Origin of the sequence: Acerihabitans sp. TG2, assembly GCF_035013185.1 — a bacterium.
Taxonomy (GTDB): Bacteria; Pseudomonadota; Gammaproteobacteria; order Enterobacterales; family Enterobacteriaceae; genus Acerihabitans.
On record NZ_JAYGJO010000002.1, the window covers coordinates 151,442 to 170,206 of the forward strand.

Sequence of the window (18,765 nt, forward strand, 5' to 3'; positions counted from 1 at the left end):
AAATTTCATTTTATCGTTAACACTCATTACGGTCAGTCTGTGTCCCACAACATCACAAAAATGGTACTAGGATCACAATTAAGGAGTGATATTATGAAATTATTAAAATCCATTACCGCTCTGGCAATCACCGCCATGTTGGCGGTGGTGATAACCGCATGCGCGCCGACCGCCAAGACGGAAGGTACCGGCGGTTATATCGACGATACCGTGATCACCACCAAGGTAAAAGCCGAGTTGCTAAAGGACGAAAATTTAAAATCTCGCGAGATTAACGTCGAAACCTTTAAAGGACGTGTTCAGCTCAGTGGTTTTGTCGGTACCAGAAGCGAAGCCAGTCGGGCCGTAGTCATCACTCGGGGTGTCAAAGGCGTCAGATCGGTGGAAAACGATATCAGCATAAAATAAACAACAATCCGGAGGCACCCCGGTGCTTCCGGATTGATATTGATGCTGAATTCAGTCTTTATCCAGGATGACTAAACAACAGCCATTTAGCCTGCCACTTAAAATGTGTAGCCCACAGCAAACATAAACACCCAAGGATTGATCTCGGTATGTACCGACTGTTGCTGGCCGCCAGCTTTAAACCGCACATCGGTATCAATATCCATGTACCACACCGACATATTGACCAACCAGTTTGGCGTCAGGTTGTAATCCATCCCGGCTTGGCCGGCGAGGCCCCACGAGTGTTTCAGACTTAAATCGGTCAGTCCCGCATCGCGGCCGGTTTGGTTAAAGTGCGCATCATAAAAGGTGGTGTAGTTTACCCCAACCCCTAAGTAAGGCCTGAAGTTATCCTCAGCATCGCCAAAATAGTATTGCGCCATCAAGCTCGGTGGCAACTGTTTTACGGAAGCAATATCACCGGTACTTTTCAAACCGACATTATGACTAAAGGGGGTTGCCGCCAGCAGTTCTACACCTATATTGTCCGTCACCATATAACCGAAAGTCAGACCGAGCTGCGTATCGTTATCCACTTTAAAATCGCCCAGCCCAAGTACATCATGTGAACTTTCGTTCGGCCTTACCGTTGCGCTGCCTGCGCGAAAAATAAAATCACCTGCCTGATGCGCCTGTACCGCAGTTGACAGTAGTGCCGCTGCCACCGCAATGCCAATCGCCAACGTTTTCATTTGCCACTCCTTATTAAGATTATATTTTTGCCGCAGCAAAGTTGATCCACATCACAAATACACCTTTGCTATAGCCCAGGGCCTTTTTGAGGTAAAACGTGTTAATGCTGTTTTATACCAACGGATGGATAAACATGAGGTTGATCCATATCAATCGACACGCATTCAGCGCAAATATGGACAAAAAAAGCGGGGTCGACGAATAACCATTGCTTTCGCCAGTGCCTGGCGTAATTTTATTCACCAATCAGGTATTCGATCGTGGAGTTGGCGGGTAATGACCATGAGCAACGATGACAATCCTTGTATGGATTGTGGTGCCTGCTGCGCTTATTTCCGGGTGTCATTCTATTGGGGGGAATACCTGGGCAGTGAGGGTAGTCGTGGTAACGGTGATAGCATAATAGTCCCGGAGGATTTCACCGAGCCACTATCCCCGTTTTTATGCTGTATGAAAGGCACCAATCAGCGCCAGCCCCGCTGCCAGGCATTAAGCGGCCAGGTCGGCAAATCGGTACGCTGCACCATCTATGCTTCCCGACCCTCACCTTGCCGTGAATTTAACCGTGCCGGGGAGCAGGGACAACCCAATGACGCGTGTGACCGCGCCAGGGCGCAATATAACCTGCCTCCACTATCCAAATGTAAGCCAGGAGCAATTATTGCGACGCAAACGGACCGGCAGGCGGCATCGGGGTGCCCAGAGAACGATTAACAGGGTAGAATACCGGGCAAATATTGTTGATTGTTCTGCCAAGGAGCCCTCATGCCAATTATGGCAAGTACCCTATATCGAGACACGTTGAATTTTACCCGCAACCAGTTTGCCAGCATCGTCCTGTTGGCGTTACTGACCGCCCTGGTAAGTGTAGTATTAGGCCATGCGCTATCGCCCAGCACCGATCAGCTGGTGATGATGGGCACAGCAACGACTGACGCGACCGATACTGCCACAATGAGCCTGCAGGATCTGGTCCAACAGATGACGCCGGAGCAGCAGAGTGTATTATTAAAGGCGTCCGCCGCCGGAACCATTGCCGGGCTGGTAGGCAATGTTATTTTGGCTGGCGCGCTATTAACCATGATCAAGTTGGTCTCCGACCGTCAGCCGGTCAGTGTACTGCGCGCCGTGGGTTTGTCGCTGCCCATCCTGCCACGGTTATTATTATTGGTTTTTATCACCACACTGCTGGTACAGTTGGGGTTATTATTAATCGTGGTGCCGGGTATTCTTATTGCTATTGCGCTTAGCCTGGCACCCGTGATTGCCACCAGTGAAAACCTAGGCGCATTCAAGTCCATGCGACTCAGTAGTAAAATGGCGTTTGCCAATGTGCGCCTGATTATGCCCGCCGTGGTGATCTGGCTGTTTGCCAAGGCGGCAGTACTGTTGCTGGCAGTCCAGTTTACTGAGGTCTCGTCACTGATTGCCGCAGTACTGCTCAATGGCTTAAGTAATATCATTTCCGCACTATTATTGATTTATCTGTACCGTCTGTACATGCTGCTGCGCCAGGCCTAAAGCAGGTATAGGTATCCTTAACCAACCACGGATTTGTTTATGAAGCAGTTTCTCGATTTTCTGCCATTAGTGGTATTTTTTGTTGTGTATAAACTCTACGACATTTTTGTCGCGTCCGGTGCATTGATCGCCGCATCAGCTCTGGTCTTGGCGTTTACCTGGTTAAAATATCGTAAAGTCGAAAAAATGACCTTGCTGACCTTTGTCATGGTCGCCATTTTTGGCTCGCTAACGATGTATTACCACAATGCCGAGTTTATTAAATGGAAAGTGACGGTGATTTATTCCCTGTTCGCCATTGCTCTGCTGGTCAGCCAGTTCGTCCTGGGCAAACCGCTGGTCCAGCGCATGCTCGGCAAGGAGCTGACCTTACCCCCCCAAGTCTGGAACAATCTCAATATTGCCTGGGCGTTGTTTTTTTTGATTTGCGGTGCAGCCAATATTTATATCGCTTTCTGGTTACCGCAAAACGTCTGGGTAAATTTCAAAGTGTTCGGACTTACCGGCCTGACGCTGATTTTCACCTTGCTAAGCGGCATATATGTCTATCGCCATATGACCGAAGACCAAAAAAACTCACAATAATATGCAACCCGCCGCGTCGCCAGGGCGTGTCGGGTTATTTCATGAGCGGACAGTGGAGCTGTATATGAGTGGAAACGCGATTTTACCTAGCGGTGAATTGGTGTTACGCACGTTGGCTATGCCTGCGGATACCAATGCCAATGGGGATATCTTCGGTGGTTGGCTAATGTCGCAAATGGATATGGGCGGTGCAATCCTGGCCAAGGAAATGGCTGAAGGCCGGGTCGTCACGGTGCGAGTAGATGGCATGACGTTCCTTAAACCGGTCGCGGTGGGTGATGTTGTCTGCTGCTATGCCCGGTGTACCGGCACCGGCAACAGCTCATTGAATATTTTTGTGGAAGTCTGGGTTAAAAAAGTGTCGTCCGCGCCTATTGGCCAGCGTTATCGCGCCACCGAGGCCGCCTTTACTTACGTCGCCGTGGACGATTCAGGCAAGGCACGCCCCATCCCCGAAGAGAAACAGCATTTTTCGCCGCCCCTCGTCTGACCCGACGCCCGGTAACCCCGGGCCGATTTCAGTGCATTCAGGTTGCAATAACAAGGCTATTTGCCGATCTGCCAACATGTTACTTATTGTGTAGCGCTACTGACGCCGGTAAGCTTGAACTGGATGGTCACGACAATGTTTTTACCCGGTTTACCGCTTTCATAGCGCCAGCGTCGGGTGATCTGACGGACGTCACGTTCAAAGACATTGCGTGGCGAGGCAGAGATCACCTGCACATTTTCCAGCAATCCATCATCGTTCACGTCGAAACGTATTTTAACCGTCCCTTCAATCCCCAGCGCTCTGGCTCGCTCAGGATAAGCCGGGTCTGGGCGACTGACGGCTTTGGGTCCGCTACTCACCTTGGCGACCGCCGGTGCAGTTGGAGATGCCGGAGCAGACCGTATTGGCGTGTTCTGGGGTATGCTGACGACAGACGGGGGTGGAGCGAGTTCTTTTGGTTCCACCTTGGCCACCGGCTTATGAACTGGTTTAGGTTTAGGTTTAGGTTTAGGTCTAGGTCTAGGTTTTGGCTGCTGGACCGGGGCTGGGGGTTCAGGCTGGACTTGCGGCGCAAGGCTGTCCTCAATGACCGGCTGCTCGTCAGGTGGCTCCACTGGGTGTTCTACGGCGGGTTCTACGGTGGGCCGTTGCGGCGGCCTAACGGGCTCCAGCGCGGGGGCTACCAGCGTCACGCTCATTGGTAGCTCTGCCGCGGTGGGGGTGGTTATTTGATTAGCCGTAGCATAAAGCATACCCGCAATCAACGAGGTATGCAGCACGGCAGACAGGACAAATGACCACGAAATTCGACCAATCGGATTCAAAATTATCTACGCCATATCAACAAAAAGATCCATTAGGGGGTGAAGTTTAAATGCAAATAGCAATCATATTCAATAAGCCACAACAAACTATCACTCTTTTATGCCACAAAAAATGTGTTCTAGCCTGGCCCCCACAGTTTTCTACGCAACGCACGTAACAGAAGATATTTTTTGTTGCGCTCCACAAGCCAATGTCATAACGTGAATCTCTTTGTGTAAATCCAATTCTTTGGGAGTAATGCACTTGCTTTATGTTATTTATGCTCAAGACGTGGTCGATTCCCTGGATAAACGACTGTCCGTCCGGGCTACCCATGTTGCGCGTCTTCAATTGTTGCGTGATCAGGGGCGTTTGCTCACGGCCGGGGCATTACCGGCTATAGATAGCCATGAACCCGGCGCAGCTGGATTTAGCGGTTCAGTGATCATCGCCGAATTCGATGCCCTTGAGGCCGCACAGGCTTGGGCAGACGCTGATCCCTATGTCGCCGCGGGTGTTTACCAACAGGTCGCCGTGAAACCCTACCGGAAAACCTTCTAATACAGTAACCGACGGGTCCACAAGGTCGCCATCGCGACCTTTTTTATCCCTTCGACGACTGTTTATAAGCACCACTCCTTTCTTGTTATAGGTTAGTTATTCTAACATCCCAACTGTCTACTCATAAATTATAATAATGCTTTATGTGGTTTCAGTTTACTGTACGACTTACTGCACTACTTACCGCACTACTTACCGCACTACTTACCGCACTACTTACCGCACTACGACTCACATACCACCACGCCAATTAATGACGATATGCTGTATCGCTATCGTTGAATTATTCATTTTCGCCGGCACCGAGAGTCGGCATATCCTCATTTTCACACTAAGCCCATCAGGCAAAACACAACAACGTGATTATCAACTCTGATAGAGACGCACATTTTTAATTAATTGATTATAGTCAATAGATTATGAGTATATTTATATCACATTTAGTTAAAATTTTAAGAATTAACTCAATACTAATATACTTTTAATTTTTAATTTTTTTATGGAAAAATCATTATTTCATCCAATAACGACTCACATTCAGAATGTGTATAAGTCAATTTTTCGAGGCCAATTATACCATTTGTTCTTATTTAAGACTATTCTTAGTATAAAAAATAACCAGCCTAGTTTCATATTGTTACACCGTAAAAAAGCTATTTTATTTGAAAAAACCTTTAGCCAAATAAAAAAGTAATTTGATGAGCACATCATTATCTAATACGTTTATAGGGCTGTACTCCCCGTTAAGATGTTCACAACTGGAGGTAACGATGTTTAAGAAAATTATGATAGCAACACTGGTAGCTTATGCCGCCTGCACCACTGCAGCATTTGCAGCGGGTGCGGCAGGGACGACAGAAGCGGCTACCGAAAGCGCGTCAGGAACCACCATCAGCGATCCGGGAATCATTGCCGGTTCGGTAGCGGCGGTAGCATCGGCCAGCGATCCGCAGGACACGGGGTCGTCAACGTCAACATCCACGTCAACCACCACCAGCACGCAGTAAATTACCGTTGTTATACCCACTAGATTTTGCGTTACTACCAAGGATAGGCCAGATTAATCAGTATCAAGACAACTTAATTACAGTAAACCGGCTAAAAGCCGGTTTTTTTTAATTGACTCAATCGCATAGCCCTAAAATCAGGCCTCATAAACCATGGTGAACAACAGTGAACGACGCTGCTGTTTCAGCTGAAGATGCCGCAAACGAGTCAGATGGCGGTAGGTGCGTGACTGAGCTTCAACCCACTGGCTACGCCTGCGCTGGGCTTGCCTAAGCATACGCCAGCGACTGACTTCATTTCTGCTTCTTTTCATGACTGGACAGACTCTTGCAAAACGATAAAAACGTATTATAGACTTTTTCGCCCACTAGCCAAGCTGTCGGTTACCGCGCCGTAGGTGTGAAAATGACCATCGGTGGAAAACAATTTCCTCTTTCCGCCCCTTATGCGTACACTCATGCCTAATACCTTGCGAACAGGATCTTTCGCCTCTATGACAACTTTTTTTACTGTAATCAATTGGCTAGTGGTGTTCGGCTACTGGTTACTTGTCGCCGGTGTTACCCTGCGGGTGTTAATGAAACGGCGCGCGGTTCCTTCCGCCATGGCCTGGTTATTGGTCATCTATATTCTTCCTCTGGTGGGTATCATTACCTATCTGCTGTTTGGGGAATTAAATCTCGGTAAACGCAGGGCTGAGCGCGCCAAGGCCATGTGGCCTTCCACAGCAAAATGGATGCTCGATCTCAAACAGTGCAAACGTATTTTCGCCACCGAAAACAGCGAAGTGGCACAATCCTTATTTCAACTCTGTGAACACCGTCAGGGAATGGGTGGGCTGAAAGGCAATCAGCTGCAGTTACTTACCGGCACCGAGGACACACTCAAAGCGCTGATTAAAGATATTGGCTTGGCGCAAAACAACATTGAGATGGTGTTTTATATCTGGCAAACCGGCGGCCTGGTGGATCAAGTGGCGGAAGCCCTGATGGCAGCCGCCAGACGCGGTGTACGTTGTCGTATCATGCTTGATTCGGCTGGCAGCGTGAAATTTTTTCGCAGCCCCTACCCGGCCATGATGCGTAGTGCCGGAGTGGAAGTGGTTGAAGCGTTGCACGTTAGTGTACTGCGGGTGTTTCTGCGTCGCATGGATTTACGGCAGCATCGTAAAATGGTTTTAATTGATAACTATATCTCCTATACCGGCAGTATGAATATGGTCGATCCTCGGTTTTTCAAGCAAGATGCCGGCGTGGGTCAATGGATCGACCTGATGGCCAGAATGGAAGGTCCGGTTACCACGGCCATGGGAATCATCTATTCCTGCGACTGGGAAATAGAAACCGGCGACCGAGTGCTACCACCACCGCCGGATGTCAATATCATGCCGTTTGAACAGGCTACCGGCCATACCATTCAGGTTATCGCGTCAGGCCCTGGTTTTCCCGATGGGGTGATTCATCAGGCCTTGCTTACGTCTATTTATTCATCCCATCAACAGTTGATCATGACCACACCCTATCTGGTGCCTAGTGACGACCTGCTGCACGCCATCTGCACCGCTGCCCAGCGCGGCGTCGAGGTGCATATCGTGGTGCCGTATCAAAATGATTCATTGCTGGTGGGATGGGCCAGCCGGGCATTTTTTGCCGAGCTGCTGGAAGCCGGTGTCAATATACATCAGTTCAAAGGTGGCCTCCTGCATACCAAAAGCGTGCTGGTGGACGGGCAGTTAAGCCTGGTTGGCACGGTGAACCTGGACATGCGTAGTCTGTGGCTGAATTTTGAGATCACATTAGTGATTGACGATGATGATTTCGGCAGTGATCTGGCACGGGTACAAGAGGATTATATTGCCCGTTCGCAACCCATTGACCCGGCCGTATGGGCCAAGCGACCTTACTGGCAGCGTATTGTCGAACGCTTATTCTATTTTTTCAGCCCATTACTGTGAAAGAGTTGCAGGTCGTGATGTAATGGACCTACATAGGTTATGGCGCGACCCTAATCGCCCAAACCTGGCCTTGCTGATAATTATTGATATGGGGACAACGGGACACGTATTATGGACTTAGACAACCGGCTGACGGACGATGAAACCCTGGAACAGGCCTACGATATTTTCCTTGAGCTGGCCCCTGATAACCTTGATCAGGCGGATCTGCTGCTGTTTAATCTGCAGTTCGAACAGCGTGGTGCAGCAGAGTTGTTCGACCCCTCACAAGAATGGCACCAACAGGTAGATTTCGATCTTAATCCAGATTTTTTCGCTGAAGTGGTCATTGGCCTGGCGGAAGATGAAGGATCACCGGTCAATGATATCTTTGCCCGTATGCTCATTTGCCGCGATAAATCAGAAAAAATCTGCCATATCATCTGGAAAGAATAAACGCGCAGCCCCAGGTGCACTCGTGCTTGATGGCAAAGGCGTGTTAGCGGGCCCGTTTGTCAGCAGTCTGAAGCGCACCGTCAAGTGCGTTGCCTCCCAACGCACCTGCAACGTGAAGTATGACGGGATACCCTAAATAATTCGCGTGGCAGGAAGGCGGCAACGCAGTGAACCCCAGGAGCTTACATCAGTAAAAGACTGGGGTGAGCGAGGAAGCCAACGCGCCTGCAACGTGAAGTATGACGGGTATGGGTATGGCTATTGGGCCAACTGGCTTATATCCACCTTAATACAGGAACACGCATGGCGAAAACTGCCCTGCAGTACCGGTATGGTGACCGCGCACTCTTCGCTAGCCATTGGACAACGGGTACGGAACACACAGCCGGACGGTGGGTTTATCGGCGACGGCAGATCCCCTTCCAGCAGTTGGATGACTTTATTGCGCTCCTTGTCCGGATCGGGTATTGGTACCGCCGACATCAAGGCTTTGGTGTAGGGGTGTTGCGGGTTGTGATACACCTGATCATAGGTGCCCAACTCCACTGCATGACCTAAATACATCACCAACACCCGATCTGAGATGTGCTTCACCACCGCCAGGTCATGGGCGATAAAAATCAGCGATAATCCCATTTCCCGCTGCAGTTGCTGCAGTAGGTTCACCACCTGGGCCTGGATGGAAACATCCAACGCCGACACCGGCTCATCACAGATGACCAGCTTGGGTTCCAGGATCAGCGCGCGCGCAATGCCGATACGCTGGCATTGACCACCGGAAAACTCGTGAGGATAACGATTGATCAGATTGGGCAACAGCCCCACCTTCAACATCATATTTCTCACTTTGTCTTTGACCTGCTGACGCGGCATCTTCGGATGGTAGGTATGCAGCGGCTCGGCGATAATATCGCCGATGGTCATACGTGGGTTCAGTGACGCCAGCGGATCTTGAAAAATCATCTGGATATCATTACGCGTCGCCCGCCATTCCGCGCTGTTCATCCCTTGTAATTCTTTACCCAACCAGGCAATTCGCCCGCTGGTGGATTTAACCAATCCTATTAATGCACGAGCAAAAGTCGATTTACCGCAACCAGACTCTCCCACGACCCCTAGGGTTTCGCCTTCATAGAGCCGCAAAGAGACCCCATCAACCGCCTTTAGGTTTTTGGCTGATTGCCAGAACCATTGTTTATCGCCCCTCACCTCGAAATACACTTTCAGGTTTTCGACATCAAGCAGCACCTTTTTATTATCGGCCATGGCATTCATACCAACTCCTCCAGTGATTTGTGGCATGCGCGCAGACGCTGATCATCAAACTGCTTTAACGGCGGTATGGTAGAACACACATCCATGGCAAAAGGACAGCGGGGCTGGAAGGGACATCCCTGTGGCAAACGCAGCAAATTGGGTGGATTACCCGGTATGGTCACCATCATCTCCGACCCGTCGGCATCGAGGCGCGGAACCGCAGCCAGCAGGCCGATGGAATAAGGGTGGCTGGGTCGATAAAAAATATCCCGTGCTTTGCCATACTCCATAGTCCGTCCAGCATACATGACCAGTACCCGGTCACAGATACCGGCCACCACACCAAGATCATGGGTGATCATGATGATGGCGGTATTGAATTCCCGCTTTAACTCATTGAGCAGCGTCATGATCTGGGCTTGTACCGTCACATCCAGCGCCGTAGTGGGTTCATCTGCGATGAGGAGTTTGGGACGGCACATCAGTGCCATGGCGATCATGACCCGCTGGCGCATCCCACCGGAAAACTCATGTGGATACATGCGCATCCGCTTGCGGGCCTCCGGCATTTTTACCGCATCCAGCATCTGCACCGATTGTTCGAACGCATCATGTTTGCTGACATTTTTATGCAGCATCAGGACTTCCATAAGCTGCTCCCCTACCCGCATATAGGGATTGAGTGAGGTCATGGGATCCTGGAAGATGATGGACATTTCTGACGCGCGCAGCTTATTGAGTTCTTTATCCGGCAAATTAAGGATCTCGCGGCCGTTAAATTTAGCCGAACCCTCGATATGGCCGTTGCTGGCCAGCAAACCCATCAGGGCAAAGGCAGTTTGGGATTTCCCGGAGCCGGATTCTCCCACGATGCCCAAGGTTTCCCCGGCGCGCAGGGTAAAGTCCAGATCATTAACCGCGGTAACGTCACCGTCGGATGTGGCGAACGAGACCCGCAGCGCCTTAACATCCAGTAACGCCGGCTCTTGATCCGCGCTAACCTGGGTGGAACTGTCGATTATGCTCATAACGGGACTCCTTAACGATCTTTCGGATCGAGGGCATCACGCAAGCCATCGCCGATGAAATTAAAACAAAACAACGTAGCCACCAAAAATAGCGCAGGAAAGACCAGCAACCACGGGGAGACTTCCATTGAATTGGCGCCATCACTGAGCAACGCGCCCCAGCTACTCAGCGGCTCCTGCGTACCCAAGCCGAGGAAGCTGAGAAAAGACTCGAACAAAATCATGCTGGGCACTAATAGCGACGCATAGACCACCACCACGCCCAGTACGTTTGGTACGATATGCCGCAAGACGATATTACGCGTGGAAACGCCGCTAACCACCGCCGCCTCGATAAATTCCTTACGTTTTAGACTTAGGGTCTGTCCACGCACAATACGTGCCATATCCAGCCAGGAAACCATGCCAATAGCGACAAATATCAGGAAAATATTCTGACCAAAAAACGTCACCAGCAAAATCACAAAAAACATAAATGGAAACGAGTTGAGGATTTCCAGCAACCGCATCATGAGTGAATCAATTTTGCCGCCTAAATAGCCGGACATGGCGCCATAAAGGGTTCCTAAAACCACCGCCACCAGCGCGGCGGCGACGCCGACCATCAGCGAAATACGTCCGCCAATAGCAACTCGCACCAGCAAGTCGCGGCCGGATGAGTCAGTGCCGAAATAATGTCCGGACGTTAAGTCCGGCGCATTCGACATCATAGAGAAATCCGTATCATAATAGCTAAACCGCGCTAGCGAGGGCGCAAATACAACGAAAAGTACAATGAGCCCCAAGACCACAAGACTGGTGAGGGCCGCCTTATTATGAATAAAACGCCTACGGGCATCTTGCCAGAGGCTACGGCCTTCTACTTCCAGTGTTTCGCTGAATTTCTCCAGAGCCTCGCTATTTTTATTACCTACCATCATGGTGAGTGCTCCAGCGTTAATAACGTATTTTTGGATCGATCACCGCATACAACACATCGACAATCGCATTAAAGAAAATGGTCAAGGTACCTACCAGAATGGTCAGGCTTAGTACCAGCGAATAGTCGCGGTTAAGGGCGCCGTTAACAAACAGCTGACCAATACCAGGCAAGCCAAAGATGGTTTCTACTACCATGGATCCGGTGATAATCCCCACAAACGCGGGCCCCATGTAAGAGATAACCGGCAACAGGGCGGGCTTGAGCGCGTGGTTAAAAATGATACGCCGCATGGGTAATCCCTTGGCCCGGGCGGTGCGAATAAAGTTGGAGTGCAACACTTCAATCATCGAACCTCGGGTGATACGGGCGATACTGGCAATATAGGCCAACGACAAGGCAATCATCGGCAGCATGATGTAGCGCAAACCACCGTCGTTCCAACCGCCCCCGGGCAGCCATCTCAGGGTAATCGAGAAAATCAGCACCAGCAGCGGAGCCACGACAAAACTGGGGATCACAACGCCGGTCATGGCGAACCCCATTGCCAGATAGTCCCACTTGGTATTTTGCCGCAGCGCCGCGATAACCCCGGCAGTGACCCCCAGTAGTACCGCCAGAATAAAGGAGGCCAAGCCGAGTTTAGCCGACACCGGGAACGAGCTGGCGACCAAATCGTTGACCGAATAATCCTTGTACTTAAAGGACGGGCCAAAATCCCCATGGGCTAATTGAACTAAATAATCACCATACTGTTTTAACATGGGATCGTTGAGATGATACTTGGCTTCGATATTGGCCATCACCTCCGGCGACAAACCACGTTCACTGGAAAACGGACTGCCTGGTGCCAATCTCATCATAAAAAATGAGAGGGTAATCAAGATAAATAGCGTCGGTATGGCTTCCAGAAACCGACGGATAATGAACTTTAACATGCCTAATACCTATAACGTGCACTGTTGAAGCGTTCACACTGAACAGTAAAAACAGGGCATGGCCCGTAAAGGCCCTGCCCTGTGATCGTCACTAACACGCGGTTAATGTTTGATGATATAGAGATCTTTCACGTACACATTATCCAGTGGATCTTTCCCGGTATAACCGCCAACGTAGGGTTTCACCAAACGGGCGTTAACATAATAATAGACGGGAACAATTACAGAATCTTTGTCCAATTGTTGTTCAGCTTGCTGATACAAGCCGGCGCGGCTTTCGGTTGATGACGCGGCCACCGCTTCGCCAATCAGTTTATCAAAGGTTGGATCAGAATAGTGAGCAGTATTGCTCGAACCATTGGTTAGCATAATATTCAGGAACGACGAGGGTTCATTATAATCGGCACACCAGCCAGCGCGGGCCACATCATAAGTACCCTGATGACGTGTATCTAAGAATGTTTTCCATTCCTGATTTTCCAATTTCACATTCACGCCCAAATTCTTTTTCCATATGGACGCTGCGGCAATGGCCAGTTTTTTATGCAGATCAGACGTGTTGTACAACAGATCAAACGTCAGGGGTTTATCTTTGGTATATCCCGCTTCTTTAAGCAGCTTACGCCCCTCTTCATTACGTTTTGCCTGGGACCAACCAAACCATGCTGGTGGGGTTAATTTTGCACCATCGGTATAGGGAGGAGTGAAACCGTAGGCCGGGAGATCCCCCTGAGCCTTAACTTTATTGACAATAATATCACGGTCCAGACCCAATTTAAGCGCGGTACGTACCCGGACGTCATTAAACGGCGCTTTTTGGTTATTCATTTCATAATAATAAGTACAAAGGTAGGGATCGACGTGGACTTCTTTGGGAATTTCAGCCTTTAATTTGTGGAACAGTTCAATGGGCAGATTGTTATACGTCATATCCGATTCGCCGGCGCGATAGCGATTTACGTCGGTAACTTCAGAAGGAATCGGCAGATAGGTCACCTGATTAATAACGGTTTTCGCATTATTCCAGTAATCTGAATTACGTACCAGAACGATACGTTCATTGACCACCCAATCCTTCAATTTATAAGCACCGTTACCGACCCAATTTTCTGGTTGAGTCCATTTATCACCGTATTTTTCCACCACTTTTTGCGGCACCGGCGACATAGACGGGTGGCTTAACAACTTAGGAAAATAAGGAATCGGCTCGCTTAGCGTCACTTCCAGAGTATTGGCATCAATGGCTTTCACGCCAAGCGTATCGGGCTTCATTTTCCCTGAAATGATCTCATCGATATTTTGCATATGCGCATACTGCGGATAACTTTCATACGGCGAAGCGGTTTTGGGGTCGGCCAGGCGGCGCCAACTGTAGACAAAATCCTGTGCCGTTACCGGATCGCCGTTACTCCATTTGGCGGTTTTACGTAAATGGAAAATCCAGACTTTGGAATCTTTAGTTTCCCAACTCTCGGCAACGCCTGGTTGGACATGACCTTGTAGATCGGTAATCGTCAGCCCTTCAAGCAAATCACGGTTGACGTTGGATTCTGGTACCCCTTCAATTTTATGGGGATCGAGCGATTGAAGTTCAGCGCCATTGCCACGTACCAACTCCTGCTTGGCAGCAAGCTGTACTCCGGCGGGGACATCGGCGGCGAAAGAAGTTCCTGCCGATACCGCTCCTAGCGCGGCGATAACCCCGGCTGCCAGCAGCGTTTTTTTCGTGATGTTGGTCATTATCAGTGCACTCCAGTTTTTTTATTATTGCATGGCCCTGCTATAGGACCCGCAGATTCCCGATAACCGGGTATAACAACACCCTACCCATTGAGACAAACCAAACCGCAGGGTAAAAGGACGATATTCTTTATTTACACACTCTAGAGAGGACACGCAAAAAACAAGCATGAGAAACATTCCGGTTTGTACCGGTAAATGGGAGAGGGTAATGGGACGCAGGCCCTTTAATAAGTCATTTTCCGTCATAGTGAAAACAAAGAATATCAGCCTTAAAAAATCATTAATTAATAGTTTGTTACATAAAAAACATAAGGTTAAATATCGTCTGTAAAGAGGATAAATCCCTAATGATTGATCTGCAAACACTAATAACATCTGTAGCCAATGGTGACAAGACCCTTTGTAGAATAGTGATAAAAAAAAACGGATTGATTTTTCATCGTTAGCTTATCTCCATGAATCTATTATTGATTTATTCTTTATTTGATAAGGAAAAGGTTGCCTAACGATATCAACCACTGAAAAAAAAAGGTGACACAAAAAGGTGCATGTTGTTCAGATTGGTGCAAGCTATGCTTTATATACACTCAACGGAGCATTACCGTCCGGGTGGATAGCAGAATATTTATACACTTGCTAGCAAACGTGTTATTACGATTGTAAGAACCTGCGAAGATCACAGGGTGGCGTGAACCTATAATGCATATGCTGTTTTTGCTCGCGTTTTGTGCCTATATACGTCAACACGTCAGCTGGCAATCAATCCCCAGCCCTGTCCCGTGGCGAAGTAAACAACTTACGTTTATTTGAAAACAAATTGTCAAAATATTGTTTTTCGATTTATCCCAACATTTCATCGTTTAACGTTGTAATGGAATAGTTGTAACATTTCAGCTAACTCTTGCATGCTGAATGGAGTCAGCATCAATATTTTGTGATTTATATCACGATTATTTCCCGCAATACACTTTACTATTTCGGTCATTATCGCGCGGGGCAGCGAATTCAAGTGTGGTTTTTGTTATAAAAATGTTGCCTTAGTGTGTTATTTAGACTCGTTAAGTCAATAGCCTTTTGTGCCTATGCCTATTTTCCATTAGGCAGATAGACTACCTAGTATAAAATGCGTCTTATACTTATATTTAGGCGCATAGACTTTTGACTTAAAGAGTTTAACAATTTAACCCAAATTTTAACATTAATTAGGAGAGCATTATGGCTGTTACTAATGTCGCTGAACTTAACACTTTGGTAGAACGCGTGAAAAAAGCTCAGCGCGAATACGCCAATTTTACCCAGGAGCAGGTGGACAAGATTTTCCGTGCCGCCGCTCTGGCAGCGGCCGATGCCCGTATTCCCCTGGCTAAACTGGCTGTGGCAGAATCCGGCATGGGTATTGTGGAAGACAAAGTGATCAAGAATCACTTCGCTTCCGAATATATCTACAATGCCTATAAAGATGAAAAGACCTGCGGCATCCTGTGCCAGGATGACACCTTCGGTACCATCACCATTGCCGAACCTATCGGTATTATCTGCGGTATCGTCCCGACCACCAACCCTACATCTACGGCGATTTTCAAAGCGCTTATCTGCTTGAAAACCCGTAACGGCATTATTTTTTCCCCTCACCCACGCGCTAAAAACGCCACCAATCGCGCGGCAGAAATCGTGCTTAAGGCCGCCGTTGCCGCGGGTGCACCGAAAGATATTATCGGCTGGATTGACGAGCCAACCGTCGAACTGTCGAACCAGTTGATGCATCATCCGCTAGTCAATCTGATCCTCGCTACCGGCGGGCCAGGCATGGTGAAAGCCGCCTATAGCTCCGGCAAACCCGCCATTGGCGTCGGTGCCGGCAACACCCCGGTAGTGGTGGATGAAACCGCCGATATCAAACGGGTTGTCGCCTCAATATTGATGTCAAAAACCTTCGATAACGGCGTGATCTGCGCCTCCGAGCAGTCGGTTATTGTTGTCGATCAGATCTATGACGCCGTGCGCGAACGCTTCTCCAGCCATGGCGGTTATATGCTGCACGGGGACGAACTCAAAGCGGTTCAGGGGATCATCCTCAAAAATGGCGCACTTAACGCCGCTATCGTGGGTCAACCGGCAGCTAAAATCGCCGACATGGCCGGAATTAAGGTACCCGGTAATACCAAGGTGCTGATCGGTGAAGTGACGCTGGTGGATGATTCTGAGCCTTTTGCCCACGAAAAACTCTCCCCTATGCTGGCCATGTATCGCGCCAAAGACTTTGAAGACGCCGTGACCAAAGCGGAAAAACTGGTAGAGATGGGCGGTATCGGCCATACCTCCTGCCTGTATACCGATCAGGACAATCAACCGGAACGCGTGAATTTCTTCGGCGATAAGATGAAAACCGCGCGTATTTTGATCAACACCCCAGCATCCCAAGGCGGCATCGGCGATCTATACAACTTCAAACTGGCGCCGTCACTGACGCTGGGTTGCGGTTCATGGGGCGGTAACTCGATTTCCGAGAACGTCGGGGTCAAGCATCTGATCAACAAAAAAACCGTGGCTAAGCGAGCTGAAAATATGATGTGGCATAAGCTTCCTAGATCCATCTATTTCCGTCGTGGTTCATTACCTATCGCGCTTGATGAAGTGGTCAGCGACGGAGCCAAACGCGCGTTCATCGTCACCGACCGTTATTTGTTCAACAACGGTTATGCCGACCAGATCACCTCAGTGCTGAAAAATCAGGGCGTCGAAACCGAAGTATTCTTTGAAGTGGAAGCGGATCCGACCCTGAGCATCGTGCGCAAAGGGGCTGAACAGATGGTCTCCTTTAAACCGGACGTGATCATTGCTCTGGGCGGCGGTTCACCGATGGATGCGGCCAAAATCATGTGGGTGATGTACGAACATCCAGGCACTCCGTTTGAAGAACTGGCCTTGCGCTTTATGGATATCCGCAAGCGTATCTACAAGTTCCCGAAAATGGGTGTCAAAGCCCGGCTGATCGCGGTAACTACGACCTCGGGTACCGGCTCGGAAGTCACGCCGTTTGCCGTGGTGACCGATGACGCAACCGGCCAGAAATATCCGTTAGCCGATTATGCTCTGGTGCCGGATATGGCGATTGTCGATGCCAACCTGGTGATGAATATGCCTAAATCTCTGTGCGCCTTTGGCGGACTGGATGCGGTGACCCACGCCCTGGAAGCCTATGTGTCCATTATGGCCACCGAGTTCTCAGACGGTCAGGCGCTGCAGGCAATTAAGCTGCTAAAAGAGTTCCTGCCAGCAAGCTATCACGAAGGCAGCAAAAATCCGGTTGCCCGTGAACGCGTACATAATGCCGCCACCATCGCCGGCATTGCATTTGCCAACGCCTTCCTGGGTGTATGTCACTCTATGGCCCATAAATTGGGCTCTGAGTTCCATATTCCCCATGGTCTGGCCAATGCCATGCTTATCTCCAACGTGATCCGTTATAACGCCAACGACAACCCGACCAAGCAGGCCGCGTTCAGTCAGTATGACCGTCCGCAGGCGCGTCGTCGCTACGCTGAAGTAGCCGATCATTTGGGACTGAGCAAGCCGGGCGATCGCACCGCGCAGAAGATTGAGAATCTACTGACCTGGCTGGATGAAATCAAAGCCGATTTGGGGATTCCTGCTTCAATTCGCGAAGCCGGTGTGCTGGAAGCCGATTTCCTGGCCAAGGTGGATAAACTGTCTGAAGATGCGTTTGATGACCAATGTACCGGCGCTAACCCGCGCTATCCGCTGATTGCCGAGCTCAAGCAAATCCTGTTGGATACCTATTATGGACGCAAGTTCGTTGAGCCCTTTGAAAATGTCGTAGCGGCATCGCTTGCTGCGGCACCGTTAGGCAATAGCAAAACGACCACGCACGAAGCCAAGGTCGAAAAAACCGACAAAAAAGGTAAGAAAGTCATTAGCTGATTAATCTCAGTGGATCCGGCTTGGCCGGATCCACTGAGATTCCCCGCCCTTGTGGGGGGACGCCTAAAAGCCCCGCAGGGGGCTTTTTTCGTTTGGCTGGCACTGTGTGATGGTCCGCGAACCCAACGCCACACAGGGCCGTTGAGCCGAGCTAGAATCTGCTTCGTTTTTACCCCTGCACGTCCTTATCAGTTCCCAGCACCGATGGACTTATGGCGCTGCGGCATCCACCAGTCGACCAGCCCCATGGCCAGACGGAAACAACGTCCATCAAACGCAAGCCCATCATCTTAATGGTGGCACACAACCCTCAGTGGCACATTGGCAACCGAGAGGCTGTGTGTTGATAGGGTAAGGTCAACAAAGGCCGTCACGGCGCCGATAGCCAGCTTAACGACGTGGTTAGAACCACAATCGGGTAACGGTGCCAAGCT

18 protein-coding genes are annotated in these 18,765 nt (G+C 49.6%); 10 read left to right on the forward strand and 8 right to left on the reverse strand.

All coding sequences use genetic code 11. The annotated features are described in order from the left end of the window. The first annotated feature begins 93 nt into the window (after window positions 1-93). The gene (locus SJI19_RS02530) at window positions 94-408 is read left to right on the forward strand and encodes a BON domain-containing protein (RefSeq protein ID WP_323476695.1); all 315 of its coding nucleotides are present in this window, start codon (window positions 94-96) and stop codon (window positions 406-408) included. A gap of 98 nt (window positions 409-506) precedes the next feature. On the opposite strand, the gene ompW is transcribed toward SJI19_RS02530, so the two are convergent. Further along, entirely contained in the window at window positions 507-1,142 is a 636-nt protein-coding gene (gene ompW, locus SJI19_RS02535; protein ID WP_323476696.1) for an outer membrane protein OmpW, read from the reverse strand. Window positions 1,143-1,425: 283 nt separating this feature from the next. On the opposite strand from ompW, the gene SJI19_RS02540 reads away from it, so the two are divergent. The 4 genes from SJI19_RS02540 (at window position 1,426) to yciA (ending at window position 3,739) form a co-directional block, all read left to right on the forward strand. Continuing rightward, the gene (locus SJI19_RS02540; protein WP_323476697.1) at window positions 1,426-1,857 is read left to right on the forward strand and encodes a YkgJ family cysteine cluster protein; all 432 of its coding nucleotides are present in this window, start codon (window positions 1,426-1,428) and stop codon (window positions 1,855-1,857) included. A 51-nt stretch (window positions 1,858-1,908) separates the two neighbouring features. Continuing rightward, on the forward strand, window positions 1,909-2,664 hold the full coding sequence (locus tag SJI19_RS02545; protein ID WP_323476698.1) for a YciC family protein: 756 nt from the start codon (window positions 1,909-1,911) through the stop codon (window positions 2,662-2,664). A 39-nt stretch (window positions 2,665-2,703) separates the two neighbouring features. Beyond that, window positions 2,704-3,249 carry a septation protein A gene (locus SJI19_RS02550; protein WP_323476699.1) on the forward strand — a complete coding sequence of 182 codons (546 nt, stop codon included), beginning with the start codon at window positions 2,704-2,706 and terminating at the stop codon, window positions 3,247-3,249. A 64-nt stretch (window positions 3,250-3,313) separates the two neighbouring features. Further along, window positions 3,314-3,739, forward strand: a complete 426-nt coding sequence (yciA, locus tag SJI19_RS02555) for an acyl-CoA thioester hydrolase YciA (RefSeq protein ID WP_323476700.1) — start codon at window positions 3,314-3,316, stop codon at window positions 3,737-3,739. An 83-nt stretch (window positions 3,740-3,822) separates the two neighbouring features. On the opposite strand, the gene SJI19_RS02560 is transcribed toward yciA, so the two are convergent. Continuing rightward, window positions 3,823-4,566: a TonB family protein gene (locus SJI19_RS02560; RefSeq protein ID WP_323476701.1), complete on the reverse strand. Its 744-nt coding sequence runs from the start codon at window positions 4,564-4,566 to the stop codon at window positions 3,823-3,825. Between the two features lie 244 nt (window positions 4,567-4,810). On the opposite strand from SJI19_RS02560, the gene SJI19_RS02565 reads away from it, so the two are divergent. After that, window positions 4,811-5,107, forward strand: a complete 297-nt coding sequence (locus SJI19_RS02565; RefSeq protein WP_323476702.1) for a YciI family protein — start codon at window positions 4,811-4,813, stop codon at window positions 5,105-5,107. Window positions 5,108-5,877: 770 nt separating this feature from the next. Beyond that, the gene (locus SJI19_RS02570; RefSeq protein ID WP_323476703.1) at window positions 5,878-6,114 is read left to right on the forward strand and encodes a hypothetical protein; all 237 of its coding nucleotides are present in this window, start codon (window positions 5,878-5,880) and stop codon (window positions 6,112-6,114) included. 137 nt (window positions 6,115-6,251) lie between these two features. Here the strand turns inward: SJI19_RS02570 and SJI19_RS02575 are convergent, their stop codons facing one another. Next, window positions 6,252-6,428 carry a YciY family protein gene (locus SJI19_RS02575; protein ID WP_323476704.1) on the reverse strand — a complete coding sequence of 59 codons (177 nt, stop codon included), beginning with the start codon at window positions 6,426-6,428 and terminating at the stop codon, window positions 6,252-6,254. A gap of 180 nt (window positions 6,429-6,608) precedes the next feature. Between SJI19_RS02575 and cls the strand changes: the two genes are divergently transcribed. Together cls and SJI19_RS02585 are read left to right on the forward strand one after the other, a co-directional pair. Next, window positions 6,609-8,069 (forward strand): cardiolipin synthase, encoded by a 1,461-nt coding sequence (gene cls / locus SJI19_RS02580; RefSeq protein ID WP_323476705.1) that lies wholly within the window; start codon window positions 6,609-6,611, stop codon window positions 8,067-8,069. Window positions 8,070-8,180: 111 nt separating this feature from the next. Continuing rightward, window positions 8,181-8,504 carry an HI1450 family dsDNA-mimic protein gene (locus tag SJI19_RS02585; RefSeq protein ID WP_323476706.1) on the forward strand — a complete coding sequence of 108 codons (324 nt, stop codon included), beginning with the start codon at window positions 8,181-8,183 and terminating at the stop codon, window positions 8,502-8,504. Window positions 8,505-8,762: 258 nt separating this feature from the next. Here the strand turns inward: SJI19_RS02585 and oppF are convergent, their stop codons facing one another. The 5 genes from oppF to oppA form a co-directional block, all read right to left on the reverse strand. Next, complete coding sequence (gene oppF, locus SJI19_RS02590; RefSeq protein ID WP_323476707.1) at window positions 8,763-9,779, reverse strand: murein tripeptide/oligopeptide ABC transporter ATP binding protein OppF; 1,017 nt, start codon at window positions 9,777-9,779, stop codon at window positions 8,763-8,765. Beyond that, window positions 9,776-10,789, reverse strand: coding sequence for an ABC transporter ATP-binding protein (locus SJI19_RS02595; protein ID WP_323476708.1), 1,014 nt, complete (start codon window positions 10,787-10,789; stop codon window positions 9,776-9,778). Before SJI19_RS02595 ends, oppF begins: the two co-directional genes overlap by 4 nt. 11 nt (window positions 10,790-10,800) lie before the next feature. Next, window positions 10,801-11,709: an oligopeptide ABC transporter permease OppC gene (gene oppC, locus SJI19_RS02600; RefSeq protein WP_323476709.1), complete on the reverse strand. Its 909-nt coding sequence runs from the start codon at window positions 11,707-11,709 to the stop codon at window positions 10,801-10,803. 16 nt (window positions 11,710-11,725) lie between these two features. After that, window positions 11,726-12,646 carry an oligopeptide ABC transporter permease OppB gene (gene oppB, locus SJI19_RS02605; protein ID WP_323476710.1) on the reverse strand — a complete coding sequence of 307 codons (921 nt, stop codon included), beginning with the start codon at window positions 12,644-12,646 and terminating at the stop codon, window positions 11,726-11,728. 102 nt (window positions 12,647-12,748) lie between these two features. After that, window positions 12,749-14,386, reverse strand: coding sequence for an oligopeptide ABC transporter substrate-binding protein OppA (oppA, locus tag SJI19_RS02610; protein WP_323476711.1), 1,638 nt, complete (start codon window positions 14,384-14,386; stop codon window positions 12,749-12,751). Window positions 14,387-15,604: 1,218 nt separating this feature from the next. Between oppA and adhE the strand changes: the two genes are divergently transcribed. After that, window positions 15,605-18,331, forward strand: coding sequence for a bifunctional acetaldehyde-CoA/alcohol dehydrogenase (adhE, locus tag SJI19_RS02615; protein WP_416347487.1), 2,727 nt, complete (start codon window positions 15,605-15,607; stop codon window positions 18,329-18,331). Window positions 18,332-18,765 lie beyond the last annotated feature (434 nt).